Origin of the sequence: Flavobacterium humidisoli, from assembly GCF_023272795.1 — a bacterium.
Lineage (GTDB): Bacteria > Bacteroidota > Bacteroidia > Flavobacteriales > Flavobacteriaceae > Flavobacterium > Flavobacterium humidisoli.
Genome location: NZ_CP096829.1, coordinates 3,177,769 through 3,194,221, shown reverse-complemented (window position 1 = coordinate 3,194,221; position 16,453 = coordinate 3,177,769). Strand labels below are relative to the sequence as shown.

The window sequence follows — 16,453 nt, the reverse complement described above, 5'->3', positions numbered from 1 at the left end:
AGCTTTCTCGTCTCAGTTTAAAATGTAAAATTCGCAAAGCTTAATCTATGTAAAGCTTTGCGAACTTTGTGCATATCTTAACGCGATTTGCGGTTAAAATAAACATTACCACAGGTAACTTGAAACTTGAAACCTGAAACTTGAAACAAAAGTTACTTCAATATCTGCGAAGCGTGTTCTTTTGTTTTTACTTTTTCGATTACTTCTTCTATAATTCCTTTTTCGTCAATTACGAAAGTTGTTCTATGAATTCCGTCGTATTCTTTTCCCATGAATTTCTTCGGTCCCCAAACTCCGAATGCATTGATAACCGATTTGTCTTCATCTGCAATTAATGGAAATGGTAATTCGTATTTTTCTTTGAATTTTATCTGCGCTTTCTGACTGTCAGCACTAACACCAAGAAGTTCATAATTATTTGCTTGAAAACGGTGAAAATTATCTCTTAAATCACAAGCCTCAGCCGTACAACCCGGTGTACTTGCTTTAGGATAAAAGAAAACAACTAATTTTTTTCCGGCATAATCTGCCAGCTTATGTGTTTTTCCGTCTTGATCTGTTCCTGAAAAATTTGGCGCTTTATCTCCTGCTTTTAATGTTGTCATGTCTTTTATTTTAGATTGTTGATTTTAGATTTTAGATAGAAAAACAAAGATAATCTATAAGTCTTAACTTAACTAATACTCCATAATTTATAACTGTTAGCCTCTTTGCCCCAGATTGGAGTGAAAACCCCGGAATTATGATAGTCTACATTTTTTGTATTTAAAAAGCGACCGAAGGAAGCTCTTTTAAATACTTAAAAATGTGACTAGCATAATGAGGAGTTGAAACAGAAAGCTGGATTAGGCACATCATTAAAATTATACTATTTTTACAACATTAAAAATACGGAAATGAATAAAGAAGCTCGCGTACAATTTGTTATTGATAAATTAAAAGAACTCTACCCTACTATACCTGTTCCGCTTGACCATAAAGACCCATATACACTTTTAATCGCTGTTTTATTATCTGCACAATGTACCGATGTTCGTGTAAACCAAATTACACCTTTATTATTTGCAAAAGCCGATAACCCTTATGATATGGTCAAAATGTCGGTAGAAGAAATTAAAGAAATCATTCGCCCGTGCGGTTTATCTCCTATGAAATCTAAAGGAATTTATGGCTTATCTGAGATTTTAATTGAAAAGTATAACGGCGAAGTTCCGCAGAGTTTTGAGGCACTTGAAGCTTTACCAGCTGTTGGACACAAAACGGCAAGTGTGGTAATGTCACAAGCTTTTGGCGTGCCCGCTTTTCCTGTAGATACGCATATTCACCGCTTGATGCACAGATGGAATCTATCTAACGGTAAAAATGTAGCGCAGACCGAAAAAGATGCTAAAAGATTATTTCCTAGAGAATTATGGAATGATTTACACTTGCAAATTATTTGGTATGGCCGAGAATATTCGCCCGCTAGAGGCTGGAATCTTGAAAAAGACATTATAACGAAAACCGTAGGTAAAAAATCCCTAATTGAGGAGATGGAAAAAACAGCGTCAAAAAAATAAAGGCGCAGATAAAAAAACGCTGCACCTTTGTTACTTTGAAACTTTGTATTTTTTAAGAAAATTACATTCCTGCTTTTAAAGCATTATATTCTGCGTTCATATCTAGCGATCTGTAAACTCCTAATAATGTTTTTGTAGCATCTGGATTTTTCGGCTCAAGAACCAGTACTTTTTTCAGATACGGAATTGCACTTCGAATAATATCATCTTTCTGAGCGTTCAGCTTATCATATTTCTTCATCTCGGCTGGAGTAGTTCCTAATGACGCTATTTCATCAGCCAAATCCTTTTTCATTTGCAATTTCAAATAAGCCAAATTAATATAAGCATCAACATAATTCGGGTCTAATTCCAGAACATAATTATAAATAGATTCTGCTCTTGGATAATCCTTTTTTTCAAGATAAGCATAAGCAAGATTATTGTTTACTTCTATTCTTTTAGAAGGCACAGACTCGGTTCTTGGTTTTTCGTAAAGACCTTGCTGTATCGCCGATTCTCTAGCTTTTGGTGAAATAAAAAGGTCTTCTTCTTTTGTTTTCTTATTTGTCGCATAGTACAAAACTCCTTTTCCTGAATAATTAATCTTTTTCAGAAGTTCGTAGTAAGTTACAGCTGCATTGAAATCTTTGGCGTTTATAGATGAAGATGCCGCGTTGTATAAGTTTATGGTATCTTTTTTATCAAATAAATATACCTTGTAGCTTTTATCGGAACTTTCTTTGTATTTTTCGGCTTTAAAATCTGCCATTGCACCATTTACTAGACTAGCTTTCATGTCTTTTAATGCCATATTAGCTTTAATTGTCCACTTAAATTTTCCTGATTCGTTCTCGTATAAGAAAACGTCTTGATAGGATTGCGACGCCAATGTAAAATTGTTTGCTGCATCTATGTTTTTTACAGCCAAATCTTTTAAGACATTACCTTTTAAGAAATAGTAATCAGATTTGTCTTCATCAGAAGCATTAAGAATAAGGTATTCTGTTTTAGTTAAGATAGCCAAAGCGTCTTGACTATTTCCTTTATCAAATAAAGACTGCGCTTCCTTAATTTTGTCTTTTTGGGCAAATGCGCCAATGCTCATCAATAATAAGCACGACAACACTTTAATGTTCTCTTTCATTACGGTTAAGTTTTGGTGATTAAATGATTTTCTTAGTTCTTTTGAGGCACAGTAAAGAGATAATTAAACTGGTTTAAAAATTATCTTTATTACCATTTATGAGCAAACATTTGCTGGTCCAAATATTTTCTCAAATCAATTGAGCATCAAACTTAACGAAATAAAGCAGGGTAGTTTTTCTTCATAAACGATCTGTTTTTTGAGGTTAAATATTTAATTTTTAATGTATTATTTTTCTAATTCTTACCTTAAATAACTTTTCAATAAGAATAACACTTTACAAAAGCATTTTATTCGAATAAAAAGTTAGTTTTTTAACTAAAATAGAATTAAAAACCAAATAAACATATAAATTCTCATCAAATTTTTAAATTTTAACAAAACAAGAGAAAAATGATGTAAAAAACTTATATTTTTCCATCAAAAAAGTAGAAATAAAAAAAACTCACTACCTGTATATTAAATATACAAACAGTGAGCTCTTAAACCAAAACGACCATTTGGTTTATTTTTGATAAACATCCGACAGGATCAGTGGGCTGTTTAGTTAGCTATAATCTCAAAATTTTTATCCTCAATCTTAACTACAGTCAAGGCTCTTGAATAATTCAATAAAAAAGAAACAACTTCTTTTTTAGGTTTAAGATTTTTAGAAGCTAATGCTTTTTTTGAGTAAATTTTCCCCATACTATCAGAATATTTTATACTAATATAACGGGCTTATTATCAAAATAGTATTAGTTGGTTAAAATAATTTGATGTTTATCTATTATTTTTCTCAAATTCATTAGCGCATAGCGCATTCTTCCTAATGCTGTATTGATGCTAACACCAGTTATTTCCGAGATTTCTTTGAAGCTCATGTCCTGATACATACGCATTACCAATACTTCCTTTTGGTCATCTGGAAGCTCTTCTATTAGCTTTTTCAAATCAAGTTCTACCTGATCCACAATCATTTTACCTTCAATTGTCAATGCATCGTCTGACATAATAGAGAAAATAGAAAACTCTTCTGTCTCTCTATACATTGGCATTTTCTTCGTTTTACGAAAATGATCTACAATTAAATTATGAGAAATACGCATAACCCAAGGCAAAAATTTACCTTCTTCGTTGTACGAATTACTTTTTAAAGTTTTAATTACTTTAATAAATGTATCTTGAAAAATATCATTTGAAATATCTCTATCAGCTATCTTAGAATATATAAATCCATATATCTTAGACTCGTGCCTTTTTATTAATGTTGCAAGTGCAGCTTCACTACCGTCAACATAATTTTTTACTAATAGAGCGTCTGGAGTATGCAGATCAGCCATAATAACTACTTTTTTAGTTTTAATTTTTAAAATTTGGAGTATTTTCTAAAAAGTAGTTTTCTTATATAGGCGTTTCTTTTTTATAGGTTATGTTAATATTGTGACCAAATTTAACAAATTTTAGTTTTAAAAAGCAAATAAAATCATTAATAATTATTAGTAAAACTTTTATTAATGTACAATAAACATAAAATTTACGCACAAACAGCTAAAAATTCATAAAACAAAAGATAGTTAAAAGCGCCAAAAAACACAGATAAACACCTCAATATTAACGAGATAATATTTACTTCTCTCTTTAAATCAAAATTCAAATTACAATTTTTTCTCGTAATAAATAGATAATTGCTTAATATTTTTTTTCGCAGAACTATTTATTTCCATGCAAAAGCACCATTTTAGGCTAAAAAATGAGGTTCAAAAAAGAATCTTAAAAGATTAAAATAGTTAAGATTTGGAACTAAATCCTTAACTAAATCCAATTCAAAATTGATTACTTTTGTAAAAATTGACTTTTTTATGCAAATTGACCTTTCTAAAATAGATCCAAAATCAAATATTATAATTAAAGGAGCGCAAGTACATAATTTAAAAAATGTAGATGTTGTAATTCCTAGAAACAAACTGGTTGTCATTACAGGTCTTTCAGGATCAGGAAAATCGAGTTTAGCTTTTGATACTTTATATGCCGAAGGACAAAGACGTTACGTAGAAAGTTTATCCTCTTATGCTCGTCAGTTTTTAGGCCGTTTAGACAAACCTAAGGTAGAATATATTAAAGGTATTGCTCCCGCAATTGCTATTGAGCAAAAAGTAAATACAACCAATGCTCGTTCAACAGTTGGAACTTCTACTGAAATTTACGATTATATCAAACTTTTGTTTGCCAGAATTGGACGTACCTACTCTCCTATTTCTGGACAGGAAGTTAAAAAAAATACTGTTACTGATGTTATTTCAGATGTAAAGAACCTTCCTCTTGACAGCAGATGGTTATTGCTTGCTCCAATTCATCTGGAAGAAGGAAGAATGCTTGAAGACAAACTAAAAGTGCTTTTGCAACAAGGTTTTGCTCGTATCTTGGTTGATAATGAAATGGTTCGTTTGGACGAGTTTTCTGCTTCAGATTTACATCAATTCGATAATAAAGATATTTTATTGATCATTGATCGTATTGTTGTAAAAGAGGAAGATGAATTTTATAACCGTTTGGCTGATGCTGTACAGACTGCTTTTTTTGAAGGAAAAGGAATTTGTTATCTTCAAGAATTAAATGCTGAAAAGAGATTTTCTTATTCTAATAATTTTGAGCTTGACGGAATGACTTTTCTAGAGCCAAATGTGCATTTATTCAGTTTCAACAATCCGTATGGAGCTTGCCCTGTTTGTGAAGGCTACGGAAATATAATTGGCATTGATGCTGATCTGGTTGTTCCGAACACTTCATTATCAATTTATGAAAGCGCTATTTATCCATGGCGTGGCGAAAGCATGAGCTGGTACAAAGATGAATTGGTAAAACACGCTTATAAATTTGATTTCCCAATTCACAAACCCTATTTTCAATTAACAGACGAACAAAAAGATTTAATTTGGACTGGAAATCAGTATTTTCAAGGACTTAATGATTTCTTCAGAGAATTAGAAGAAAAAAACTATAAGATTCAAAATCGTGTAATGCTGTCTCGTTACCGTGGTAAAACAAAATGCCATTCCTGTAAAGGGAAACGCTTGCGCGAAGAAGCTTCTTACGTAAAAATCAACGGAAAAACGGTTTCTGATCTGGTTGATTTACCAATTAAACATTTGGTTACTTTCTTTAAAAACATCGAATTAAATCAGTACGAACAGCAAATCGCTAAACGATTAATGGTGGAAATTAATAATCGTTTGTCTTTTTTAACTGAAGTCGGTTTAGATTATCTTACTCTTAATAGAAATTCTGCTACTCTTTCTGGAGGTGAATCGCAGCGTATTAATCTAGCGACTTCTCTTGGAAGCAGTTTGGTTGGATCGATGTATATTTTGGATGAGCCAAGTATTGGTCTTCATCCAAAAGATTCTGAAAGACTGATTAAGGTATTGCTTTCTCTTCGTGATCTTGGCAACACCGTAATTGTGGTTGAACATGATGAAGATATTATGAAAGCTGCCGATATGATTATCGATATTGGCCCAGAAGCTGGAACTTTTGGAGGAAAATTGGTTGCTCAAGGAACTTATGATGAGATTTTGAAATCTGATTCTTTGACAGCAAAATATTTAAATGGTGATTTAGAAATTTCGGTTCCGAAGAAAAGAAGAAAATTCAAAAATCATATTGATATTATTGGCGCTCGCGAAAACAACTTAAAAAATATAAATGTTACCTTTCCTTTAGATGTTTTAACTGTTGTTACAGGAGTTTCTGGAAGTGGAAAAAGTACTTTGATTAAGAAAATTTTGTTTCCAGCCGTACAGAAAAAATTGGAAAGTGCTGCTGAAAAAGCAGGGCAGTTTACTGAAATTTCTGGATCTTTTTCGCAAATCAAGCATATTGAATATGTAGATCAAAATCCGATTGGAAGAAGTTCGAGATCAAATCCTGTCACTTATATCAAGGCTTATGATGATATTCGTGATTTGTATGCAAAAGAAAAATTATCAAAAATAAGAGGTTATCAGGCCAAACATTTCTCTTTTAATGTTGACGGAGGACGATGCGAAACCTGTAAAGGTGAAGGTTCTATCAATGTCGAAATGGTCTTTATGGCCGATGTTTCGCTACCTTGTGAAACCTGCGGAGGAAAACGATTTAAAAAAGAAATTCTGGAGGTCACTTTTGACAATCAAAACATCAATGACATTCTAACAATGACAATTGACGATGCGATTGCCTTTTTCGAAAAAAACAAACAGACTAAGATCACCCAAAAATTGCAGCCTTTGCAAGATGTAGGTTTAGGATATGTTCAGTTAGGGCAATCTTCTTCTACACTTTCTGGTGGAGAAGCACAGCGTATAAAATTGGCTTCCTTTTTAGTTAAAGGAGCAACAAAAGACAAGGCACTTTTCGTATTTGATGAGCCTACGACTGGACTTCATTTTCATGATATTAAAAAGCTTTTAGCTTCTTTTGATGCTTTAATTGAAAAAGGACATTCAATAATTGTAATCGAGCACAACCTTGATCTAATAAAATGCGCCGACTGGATATTGGATTTAGGTCCGGAAGGTGGAGAAAATGGTGGTCATTTATTGGCATCTGGAACTCCAGAAGATATTGTAAAAGTAAAAGAATCGGTAACGGGAGTTTACTTAAAAGACAAGCTATAAATCTTACTCGTTTTTTTAAATAACAAAGCCATAAATGCAATTGATTAATTTGCATTTATGGCTTTATTTATTTCTCGTTTTTTTTAGCGTTCTTATGCTACCAAACATCTTTCCTCAAAAGGAAGACCATCTTCGTCAATAGCTACTAAAATCTTTTTTTGTTTTGAAGCTTCAAAGGTTAAGTACAGCCATGCAAATGACCATAAACCTAGAGTTAAACAAAAAATCAAAAAATTCAAACTGTGATTAACCACTTTACCACCTTTAGATAAAACCGCGAAAAGCAATTCATCATTTCTTTCTTCTAAAGTAAATCCATTATGAACTTTGGTTGATATCATATTAGAAAATACTTGCATGCTTTGTTCATGGCTGAGATGATTGTACTTCATAATTTCTAATCTACAATTAATTCTGGTTACACTTTATTCGTAATTTGCTTCAAAACTATTCCATTCCTAACAATAAATAAATACTTACATCTAGTCGTTTTATTATAAAAAAAACTGAGTTTTGAGCAAAGTACTGACAAACATTCATGATAAAGTTAATTTTTATTCAATTAATTACAAAGTATTCATGTGTTAAAGTTTTAAATTTAATTACTCGTTATCAATTATTTAACCTTTGCTTTTAATATTAAAAACAGGAGATTCATAGTCCTCTTTTAAATAATTAGGCGGAATTGTTGTTGTGTTTCCATCTCGTAAAGCACTGTAATGGGGCGACATGATTTCAATACCGGCAGCATTAAAAGAATCTTGAATATTTTGATGAAGTGAAGAATAAATCCTTGGTTGTTTGGTTGGTTCTTTGGTATAAACATTTATTTGATACGAAACATAAAAATCATCTAAACTGGTTTGAAGCACAAATGGTTTAGGTTCTTTTTCTGTCATTTCCGTTTTTACAGCGGCATCAATCAAGGCGGCATGAATGTCTTTCCAAGGAACATCATATCCAATTGTAACCGTAGTATGAATTAATAATCCGTTTGTGGACTCATTTGTATTTGCTGAATAATTGGTAGAAGTACTCGATAAAACGGTAGCATTTGGAATCGTAATATCTTCAAATTTTGGCGTTCTAATTCTAGTAACCAAGGCGGTTTTTTCAATTACTTCTCCACTTACCTCTCCAATTTTTATAAAGTCCCCTATTTTAAACGGACGCATATAGGTAATAACCAAACCTGCAACCATATTAGCAATGGCATTGGAAGAACCAAGCGAAAACAAAACCCCAACAAATACCGAAACTCCCTTGAAAATAGGCGAATCTGAACCTGGCAAATATGGAAAAATAATCACTAGCATAAAAGCATACATCAGAAGTCTAATAACATTGAATGTCGGTAATGCCCAATCACTATAAAAGCCATTAATTTTAATGTTTTCTGATTTTATTTCATAAAAGAAAAACTTAATTACCTTAAGAGAGTATTTAAAAATAATGATGATCACAATTATGGTAAACAAGCTTGGCAAAAAGCTTATAAACCCCATAAACGCCAATTTAGCTGGCGTTAAAATCCACTTGAGCAATGTTGTTGTATAGTCTTTTGTAGCAGGAAATATGCTGAACAAAACAGGAAGCGAAAGATATACGATTAAAATAAGCGTAATTGTTTTTATAATCCCAAAAATTCGAAGAAACAAAAACAGCTGTTTGTCTGGAGACAATATATTAATTGAATTATAACTGACTCCTTTAAAATACCTAGCTCTCTTTTTTACAATATATCTTTTTATGAAATTGAAAACTTTCGATATCAAAAATAAGACTAATCCAATTATAAGAGTTAATAATACTGTATAACCAATTCGTTTAGGAAGTTGCGAATAATTCTCATTCTGATAGATTATAGCGCTTTTAATTTTAGCTAAATTGCGATTGGCAATCGCACTTACTGTGCTGTTTTCGGCTTTTGCATCGGCTTCCAAAACAGACATTATCACCAAATCGCTTTGGTATACAATATCCATAGAAACATCGGAAGGAATAACTTTTATAGAGTCTTTTTCAAAAAAAGATTCATTGTACAATCTCTTAATTTTACTTGTAATATATTGCGCCCGTTCTTTTGCAGAAAAGGAGCCAACATTATGGTAAACAAAAAAAATTGTATCATTAAAAGGCTTCACTGGATAACCTTTTAGTTTTACTGTTGCAGATTCTTTTTCTGGTTTTTTCAGATTACTATTCTGGGCGAATATCGAAAAAGAAAGCAAGACAAAAAAGAAAGCAAATAACCTAAGTACTTTTATTTTCATATTCTATTAGAAATAAATTAGTTATCCTTTCTAACAAATATAAAAACAAAAAAGATACGATTTTTAAATTACTTTCTTTTTTAGAGAAAAATCAGATTAAATTTTAATTCCTATCTTTTTCAAAAGTGAATCAATAACATTATTGATATCTGGCGAAATCTTAAACTTATAATTCAAATACAGATATAAAATAGTTACTAATATCGATTTTAAAGCAATACTAATTAATTGAAAAAATGGGAATTCCCAAAAATAAAACAATAAAAACAATGCAAAGGTTAAGAGTATCGAATGAATAGTCTGTTTGGTAAAAGGGTATAAATGAAGTTTTTTCACTACAAAAAGCAGTTTTGCCAAACTATATAAAGTAATAGACAAAAGTGTTGCAAAAGCAGAACCAAAAATCCCGAAAATAGGAATAAATATCATATTTAGAATTACAGTCAGCACAACAAGCATTAACCCTAAATACAATACCATACGGTAATATTTGGTATTAAAAATAATAGCGTTATTATTTCCTAAAATCAAGTCAAAATACTTAGAAAGACCAATCATAAATACAACTGAAATACCTCCGCTGTATTCTTTTGGAACCAATTCATACAATTGATGAATGTTCACAAAAATACACAGCATTACAAATCCACCGACAATCTGTAAGTTAATTGAGGTCTTTTTGTATAGCTGATTTAATTCGTCGTGTTTGTTTTCATGCATTAATTTGGCTGTAATCGGGTAAACAATCTGATGCATGGCGCGACTCGGCACTGAGATAACCAAGGCGATATAAGTAGCGACTGAATAATAAGCAATATTTTCAATCTTCATGTATTGATTCAGCATCAGCTTATCTCCATCCAGAAGCAAATTGGCAACGCTTCCTGACAAGATAATGTAAAAAGTATACTCCATTACACTTTTTACATTTTCTGGTATTGTAATCTGGAAATTCGGCTTTTTAATGTAAAATGCATAAAACATTGTGACAATAAAAGCCAGAAAGTAAATACCTGCCGTTACATAAACAAACTCAACCAAACTGATCCAGTTGAAATACAATCCGATCAAGGCAAATGTAGAAAGCAATCTTAAACCAACCTCCTTGATAAAATTTCCAAAAACAGAGTGCATGTGCACTCTTGCCCAGGCGTAAAATATCTCGAAATAGGCCATGCAGATTCCAATAAACGGAATAAGAAGCATGAACTCACGAACAACCGGGTTCTCTTTAGAAACAAAATCGGTTATATCGTCATAGAAGAAGATTCCGATAAGTCCTAACGGAATACACATCAATATTGGAAACAGTGCTGTGAAAGACAAAAACTGCTCTCTTTCTTCTTCGGTTTCATACTGCGAATAAAATTTCACAAGCGTATTCTGCATTCCGATTGCAAACAAAGGCATAATTACGTTTGCGGCAGAAGTAATGTAATTGGTTAATGCGTAATAAGTTGCCCCAAGAAAAACGGGATAAAGATATAATGTATTAATGGCTCCAATACCAAAACCAATGTATGTAATTATAGTGTTTTTAAAAGACTGATTTAAGACAATACCCATGTTTGGATTTCTGAATTTAGATTTTAGATTTTAGATTTTTACAATCTATGATTTACTAATCAGCTGTGCCAATTGTTTGGTTAGATTTTTTCTTGAATATTGCTGTAAACCAATTCCATGCGATTGTAATTTCCCTTCCAAAAACTGATTAAAAAAGTCCAAAATTACACTTTTTAATTTCGCTTTCTCAGAATAATCAAAAAATACTCCAGTATTGGTCTGTGTTACGATATCTGCAAAATCGGAACCTTGCGGTCCAATCGCAATTATCGGGCGGTTTGAAACCATATATTCGAATAATTTTCCAGGAATAATGCTTTTTGTATCTTCAGAATTAATCTCTATTAAAAGTAAAACTTGAGATTTTCTTTGATGCGCAACCGCTTCTTTATGGGAAACGTAGCCAACTAAATTTAAATAATCATTTAATTGATGTTCTTGAATAGCGTCTAAAACTTCCTGACTTACCGCTCCAATTAATTTTATTTCTAAATGAGATTTAAATTCTGGAACCTCTTGCAGTAATTCAACCAATACCTCCCATAAAAATGGCGGATTTCTATCAGACAAAAAAGAACCGATATGAGCTAAAGTGAATTTAGTATCTAAAGTTTGTTTTTCTACAGTTTCAACATCATAACCATTTGTAATTACGGTAATAGGCTTATTGGTAATAGCTTCAAATTCCGCTTTTGTAGTTTTACTGGTTACAATAATTTCGTCTGCTGAATTAAGTACTTTGCGTTCTAATTTTTTATGCTTTTTTTCTGCGTAAGAAGATAAACGAAGTGCTTTATGATATCCGATTGTTGTCCAAGGATCACGAAAATCGGCAAACCATTTCACTTTTAACTTTTGCTGCAATTCTAAACCGATTAAATGCAAACTGTGTGGCGGTCCAGAAGTTACAATAGTATCAATATTATTTTCTTGAATGTATTTTTCTAAATAAGAAACAGATGGTTTTACCCAAAAAACTCGAGCATCTGGAATAAAAAGATTTCCACGACCCCAAAGAAAAGTCTTATCTAAAAAAGTCTGTTTTTTCTTTTGCGGAAAAATCCCAGAACTGATTTTCTTAGTCTTATTTTTTGAAAAAATAGAAGCCAATTGATATGGCTCCCATATTTTATTTTTTAGAACAATTACTTTATCTGATATTTCACTTACCAAACCTTCATCAACAATTGGATAAGTTGGATTTTCTGGAACATAAACTATAGGCTGAACATCAAATTCTGGCAGATATTTTACAAATTTCAGCCAACGTTGCACCCCTGGCCCACCCGCAGGCGGAAAGTAATAGGTAATTATTAAAAGTTTTTTTTGTTCCATTTAAGATTTATTCAGTTCCAAAGAGATTCGCAAAGCATCCGCTAAGTGTTGCAAAGATTGTAAATTATTTTTGTGTATCTCCGTTATCTCTTTGTGCATCTTTGCGATAGAATTTTTCAAAATAAATTCCTCCAGCTAAAAGAATCAACATTCCAATTGAACTAATCAAAGTAATCGTTCCTCCTGTTTTGATAATCTGAGGCTCAAATTTAAACTCAATAGTATGTTTTCCAGCAGGAATTTCCATTGCTCTTAAAACATAATCAACAGGGAAATGATCTGTTAGTTTGCCATCTATATAAGCATTCCATCCATTTTTATAATACATTTCAGAGAAGACAGCTAAACCATCTCCGTTATTTTCAGATTTGTATTTGATATAATTTGGTTTGTACTCTACTACTTTTATTGTTCCAGTTGTATCCCAAGGCTTTTTTAAACGAGCGTTCGGAAATTTACCTTCATGCTCATGAACATTGAAAACTGCTACTTTTTTAGTATCTAAAGTATTTAACGCTTTCATTACATCATCTGGTTTATTTACCAGTTTTACTGCACCTACAAACCAAGCATTTCCATTAGCATCTGGATTAACAGCAGGAATTTGGTTTCCGTCCTTATCTACTTGAATTACATACTTAACATTCAACATATTAAGCACTTCAAGATTGTTTTTTGCAATTTGATAATCATATAATTGCTGCATTCTTCTAGGTCTTACAGCACTATAACCTCCAATTGTTTTATGGAAATAAGAAGATCTTCCTTGTAATTGTCCCTGAAGGTCAAACACACGATAAACTGAAGTATCTTTTAATATCTGAGAATCTGCCTGCGTTTCTTGAAAAGGAGCTGCAATCTGAACTGGACTTACAAAATCTTTGGCAGAAACGTATTTTTTATCTACAAAGAACAAATCAAAAATCATTACTAATCCAACTACAACTAAAGTAGTAGTCTGAGAGAATTTATTCTTTACAAACATCCAAAGCACTACAAATGTCACTATAATTAAGAATCCAGATCTTAGTAAATCTGCATAATACATAGTCATTCTGTCTTCTTTTAAAGCATCAACGAAACCTGGTCCGTAACTTTCTAAGAAATATTGATCGCTTGTTCCTGTAAAATGGAAAAAGCTTTTTGCTATCAATAAAATAACAAGTATTCCTAAACCAAAAACTCCTGTTTGCACTAATGCTTTCTGTTGTAATTTTGGTTTATCTTTGGCTTTAAAGAATGACTGTAATCCCATAACTGCTAAAACAGGGAAACATAATTCTAAAATAACCTGAATTGAAGATACCGCTCTAAATTTATCGTAAAGAGGAACATATTCTATAAAAAAGTCTGTCAATAACGAGAAGTTTTTTCCCCAAGAAAGCACCAAAGTAAAAAGTGCTCCTGTAAGGAAAACATATTTGATTTTTCTTTCGTCTATAAACAAAGCTAAAACTGCTAAAAAGAAAACTACAGCTCCAATATAAGCTGGTGCAGAAACGATTGGCTGATCTCCCCAATACGTAGGCATTCCAGAAACAAAATCCTGAGCTTGAGATGCAGGAACTCCTTGCTCCAACATAAATGTATACATACGGCTATCTGTACCCACATTTTCGTGACTTGAACCTCCAAAAATTCTCGGTGCAATTAAATTTAAACTTTCTGCAATACCATAACTATATTCTGTAATATAATCTGTAGTCATAGAAGCAGTCGTTTCGTTTTTAGATCCATCTGGATTAAAAGTCAACTCGCTCTTATCTCTAATACTGTATTTGGCATACTCGTTTGTTGCCATTAAATTACCTGCATTGGCTCCTAAAGCAAAAATTCCGGCAACTAGTAAAACTCCACAAGATATTAGAAGTCCTTTAAAATCTTTTTCTTTGATAAAATTGAAAGCAAAATAACCTGAAAGTATCAATAAGAAAATCAATAAATAATAGGTCATTTGGAAGTGATTGGCACTAATTTCTAGTGCTACGGCAAACATGGTGAGCAGACCTCCCTTAATGTATTTCTTCTGAAAGACGAGTATAAACCCTGCAATTACCAAAGGCATATAGGCAATAGCATGCGCTTTAGCGTTATGTCCCACTCCTAAAATAATGATCATATAAGTTGAAAAACCAAAGGCAATTGAACCTATAAAGGCTTTTAAAGGATCTGTTTTTAAAACCAACAATAAGCCATAAAAACCAAGGAAGTATAAAAATAAGTAATCTGCAGGACGTGGAAGAAAACGCAGTACGTCATCAACTTTACCAATAAAATCGTTTGGATAATTTGCTCCAAGCTGATAGGTTGGCATACCTCCAAAAGCAGAGTTTGTCCAATAAGGTTCAGCATTTTCCGTTGCTCTAAAATCGTTTTGCTCTTTTGCCATTCCGGTATATTGAGCAATATCAGACTGGAAGATTTGTTTTCCTTGCAGAACTGGATAAAAATAAATTAACGAAACAAAAATAAAGCCCAAGATGACAAGGGCATGCGGATAGAACTTATTTACTATTTTCAATTTTGGCTAGTTTGGGTTAAAATGAATCCTAAATTTTCAGGACACAAATCTAATCTATTTCTTCGTAATCAACATACTCTCCCACTTTTTTGGTCTCGCGCGGATTTTTAGCATTAGCGGTATTAATGATTATTTCATCATTATTATTTGTATATTGTTTATTCTGATACGTATTGCTTTGATTATACTGCTGTTGCTGTCTTTGAAAATTTTCACTAGCATTTTCTACCGCCTTTTTAACCAATACTGGCAAAAAGATTCTAGCTAAAAATTTAAAAATGTAATAAAAAGCTATAACCCACATGATGGTCTTAAACAAACCTGAAAATGATGCTTCTTGCATAACTATATATTTTTTTCCAAAATTAATAAATCCATTCCTTAAAAATAAAATATGAATCTTAAATAAATAATAAAATATGTACATTTGAAATGCGTTATTATTTTTTAATCCAAAAAAAATTATATGTCCAAAATTAAAAACTTACTTGCCCCGGTACTTTTTTTTATTCCACAACTGTTTTTTGCGCAATATACTGATGTTATTAATTCCAACCGCCCCGGAGAAACCATGTCAGCATATGCTGTCGGAAAATCTGTGATTCAAGCTGAACTTGGTGTTTATGGCATTAAAGAAAAACACGATTTATTAGATTATGATGCCAGCGGATTTGGCACAGATTTAACTCTAAGATATGGAGCTTTTTTAGAACAATTAGAATTTATTGTTGATTTACAATATCAAACAGAAAACTTTGATACTCCGTACACTAGCTACAAAAAGAATAATTTCAGACAAACGGTTTTAGGAGCTAAATATCTTATTTATGATCCATACAAAAACTATAAGAGAGAAGTAAACATCTACAGCTATAGAGCCAATCGTAATTTTCAATGGCGCGAATTAATTCCAGCGGTTTCGGTTTTTGCTGGAGCTAATTTTGTTGGAGCAAATAATCCGTACTATTTTTCTCCAGATGGCGAAATTTCGCCGAAAGTTTCGATTATTACACAAAATCTTCTTGGAGGAGGCTCTTGGGTTTTTGTAACCAATATTTTTGCAGATTATATCAGTACAGACTATCCAAGTTACGGATATATCTTAACTTTGACGCACGGGTTTAACGACAGATGGTCAGGTTTTATTGAAAATCAGGGACATAAAAGCGACTTTTACAGCGATTCAATTCTTCGTGGAGGTGCTGCTTTTCTTCTTTCGTCAAACATGCAGGTTGATGCTTCTATAAGCACAAATTTCAAAAACACTCCATCTATTTTATATGGAGGCGTTGGGGTATCATGGCGTTATGACGGATGGTACAAAGAAAAACAAATTGAAAATAAAGCAGCAGATAGAGCTAAAAAGAATCCTGACAACGAGAAAAAAGTTGATTATCAGGAAAAAGAAAGAAAACGTAAAGCTAAATACGAATAAA

Annotated in this window: 13 protein-coding genes; 3 read left to right on the top strand and 10 right to left on the bottom strand. The window is 32.1% G+C overall.

The window, feature by feature from the left end:
* Nucleotides 1-152: 152 nt before the first annotated feature.
* Nucleotides 153-605 carry a thioredoxin-dependent thiol peroxidase gene (gene bcp, locus M0M44_RS13650; protein ID WP_248726144.1) on the bottom strand — a complete coding sequence of 151 codons (453 nt, stop codon included), beginning with the start codon at nucleotides 603-605 and terminating at the stop codon, nucleotides 153-155.
* A gap of 291 nt (nucleotides 606-896) precedes the next feature.
* Here bcp and nth point away from each other — a divergent pair, with 291 nt between their 5' ends.
* Nucleotides 897-1,559 carry an endonuclease III gene (gene nth, locus M0M44_RS13645; protein WP_248726143.1) on the top strand — a complete coding sequence of 221 codons (663 nt, stop codon included), beginning with the start codon at nucleotides 897-899 and terminating at the stop codon, nucleotides 1,557-1,559.
* Nucleotides 1,560-1,620: 61 nt separating this feature from the next.
* Here nth and M0M44_RS13640 read toward each other — a convergent pair whose 3' ends face one another.
* From M0M44_RS13640 to M0M44_RS13630, 3 genes are all read right to left on the bottom strand, one after another.
* Nucleotides 1,621-2,685, bottom strand: a complete 1,065-nt coding sequence (locus M0M44_RS13640) for a tetratricopeptide repeat protein (RefSeq protein ID WP_248726142.1) — start codon at nucleotides 2,683-2,685, stop codon at nucleotides 1,621-1,623.
* Between the two features lie 543 nt (nucleotides 2,686-3,228).
* Nucleotides 3,229-3,372 (bottom strand): hypothetical protein, encoded by a 144-nt coding sequence (locus M0M44_RS13635; RefSeq protein ID WP_248726141.1) that lies wholly within the window; start codon nucleotides 3,370-3,372, stop codon nucleotides 3,229-3,231.
* A 50-nt stretch (nucleotides 3,373-3,422) separates the two neighbouring features.
* Nucleotides 3,423-4,007 carry an RNA polymerase sigma factor gene (locus M0M44_RS13630; RefSeq protein ID WP_248726140.1) on the bottom strand — a complete coding sequence of 195 codons (585 nt, stop codon included), beginning with the start codon at nucleotides 4,005-4,007 and terminating at the stop codon, nucleotides 3,423-3,425.
* 519 nt (nucleotides 4,008-4,526) lie between these two features.
* Between M0M44_RS13630 and uvrA the strand changes: the two genes are divergently transcribed.
* Nucleotides 4,527-7,322 carry an excinuclease ABC subunit UvrA gene (gene uvrA / locus M0M44_RS13625; RefSeq protein WP_248726139.1) on the top strand — a complete coding sequence of 932 codons (2,796 nt, stop codon included), beginning with the start codon at nucleotides 4,527-4,529 and terminating at the stop codon, nucleotides 7,320-7,322.
* 92 nt (nucleotides 7,323-7,414) lie between these two features.
* Here uvrA and M0M44_RS13620 read toward each other — a convergent pair whose 3' ends face one another.
* The 6 genes from M0M44_RS13620 to M0M44_RS13595 form a co-directional block, all read right to left on the bottom strand.
* On the bottom strand, nucleotides 7,415-7,714 hold the full coding sequence (locus M0M44_RS13620) for a hypothetical protein (RefSeq protein ID WP_172426902.1): 300 nt from the start codon (nucleotides 7,712-7,714) through the stop codon (nucleotides 7,415-7,417).
* Nucleotides 7,715-7,942: 228 nt separating this feature from the next.
* Nucleotides 7,943-9,595 (bottom strand): mechanosensitive ion channel family protein, encoded by a 1,653-nt coding sequence (locus tag M0M44_RS13615; RefSeq protein ID WP_248726138.1) that lies wholly within the window; start codon nucleotides 9,593-9,595, stop codon nucleotides 7,943-7,945.
* 96 nt (nucleotides 9,596-9,691) lie between these two features.
* Nucleotides 9,692-11,161, bottom strand: coding sequence for an oligosaccharide flippase family protein (locus tag M0M44_RS13610; RefSeq protein WP_248726137.1), 1,470 nt, complete (start codon nucleotides 11,159-11,161; stop codon nucleotides 9,692-9,694).
* Between the two features lie 45 nt (nucleotides 11,162-11,206).
* Nucleotides 11,207-12,496, bottom strand: a complete 1,290-nt coding sequence (locus M0M44_RS13605) for a glycosyltransferase family 4 protein (protein WP_248726136.1) — start codon at nucleotides 12,494-12,496, stop codon at nucleotides 11,207-11,209.
* Between the two features lie 64 nt (nucleotides 12,497-12,560).
* Nucleotides 12,561-15,017: a YfhO family protein gene (locus M0M44_RS13600; RefSeq protein ID WP_248726135.1), complete on the bottom strand. Its 2,457-nt coding sequence runs from the start codon at nucleotides 15,015-15,017 to the stop codon at nucleotides 12,561-12,563.
* A gap of 49 nt (nucleotides 15,018-15,066) precedes the next feature.
* A complete protein-coding gene (locus tag M0M44_RS13595; RefSeq protein ID WP_177210233.1) occupies nucleotides 15,067-15,360 on the bottom strand; it encodes a DUF4834 family protein in 294 nt (97 codons plus the stop codon).
* 123 nt (nucleotides 15,361-15,483) lie between these two features.
* On the opposite strand from M0M44_RS13595, the gene M0M44_RS13590 reads away from it, so the two are divergent.
* On the top strand, nucleotides 15,484-16,452 hold the full coding sequence (locus tag M0M44_RS13590) for a transporter (RefSeq protein ID WP_248726134.1): 969 nt from the start codon (nucleotides 15,484-15,486) through the stop codon (nucleotides 16,450-16,452).
* Nucleotide 16,453 lies beyond the last annotated feature (1 nt).

What these genes read in the sequence shown, in the direction of transcription:
- M0M44_RS13620 (WP_172426902.1), bottom strand. Translation starts at nt 7,714, where the DNA reads ATGAAGTACAATCATCTCAGCCATGAACAAAGCATGCAAGTATTTTCT.
- M0M44_RS13605 (WP_248726136.1), bottom strand. Translation starts at nt 12,496, where the DNA reads ATGGAACAAAAAAAACTTTTAATAATTACCTATTACTTTCCGCCTGCG.
- M0M44_RS13595 (WP_177210233.1), bottom strand. Translation starts at nt 15,360, where the DNA reads ATGCAAGAAGCATCATTTTCAGGTTTGTTTAAGACCATCATGTGGGTT.
- M0M44_RS13610 (WP_248726137.1), bottom strand. Translation starts at nt 11,161, where the DNA reads ATGGGTATTGTCTTAAATCAGTCTTTTAAAAACACTATAATTACATAC.
- bcp (WP_248726144.1), bottom strand. Translation starts at nt 605, where the DNA reads ATGACAACATTAAAAGCAGGAGATAAAGCGCCAAATTTTTCAGGAACA.
- nth (WP_248726143.1), top strand. Translation starts at nt 897, where the DNA reads ATGAATAAAGAAGCTCGCGTACAATTTGTTATTGATAAATTAAAAGAA.
- M0M44_RS13590 (WP_248726134.1), top strand. Translation starts at nt 15,484, where the DNA reads ATGTCCAAAATTAAAAACTTACTTGCCCCGGTACTTTTTTTTATTCCA.
- M0M44_RS13630 (WP_248726140.1), bottom strand. Translation starts at nt 4,007, where the DNA reads ATGGCTGATCTGCATACTCCAGACGCTCTATTAGTAAAAAATTATGTT.
- uvrA (WP_248726139.1), top strand. Translation starts at nt 4,527, where the DNA reads ATGCAAATTGACCTTTCTAAAATAGATCCAAAATCAAATATTATAATT.
- M0M44_RS13615 (WP_248726138.1), bottom strand. Translation starts at nt 9,595, where the DNA reads ATGAAAATAAAAGTACTTAGGTTATTTGCTTTCTTTTTTGTCTTGCTT.
- M0M44_RS13635 (WP_248726141.1), bottom strand. Translation starts at nt 3,372, where the DNA reads ATGGGGAAAATTTACTCAAAAAAAGCATTAGCTTCTAAAAATCTTAAA.
- M0M44_RS13640 (WP_248726142.1), bottom strand. Translation starts at nt 2,685, where the DNA reads ATGAAAGAGAACATTAAAGTGTTGTCGTGCTTATTATTGATGAGCATT.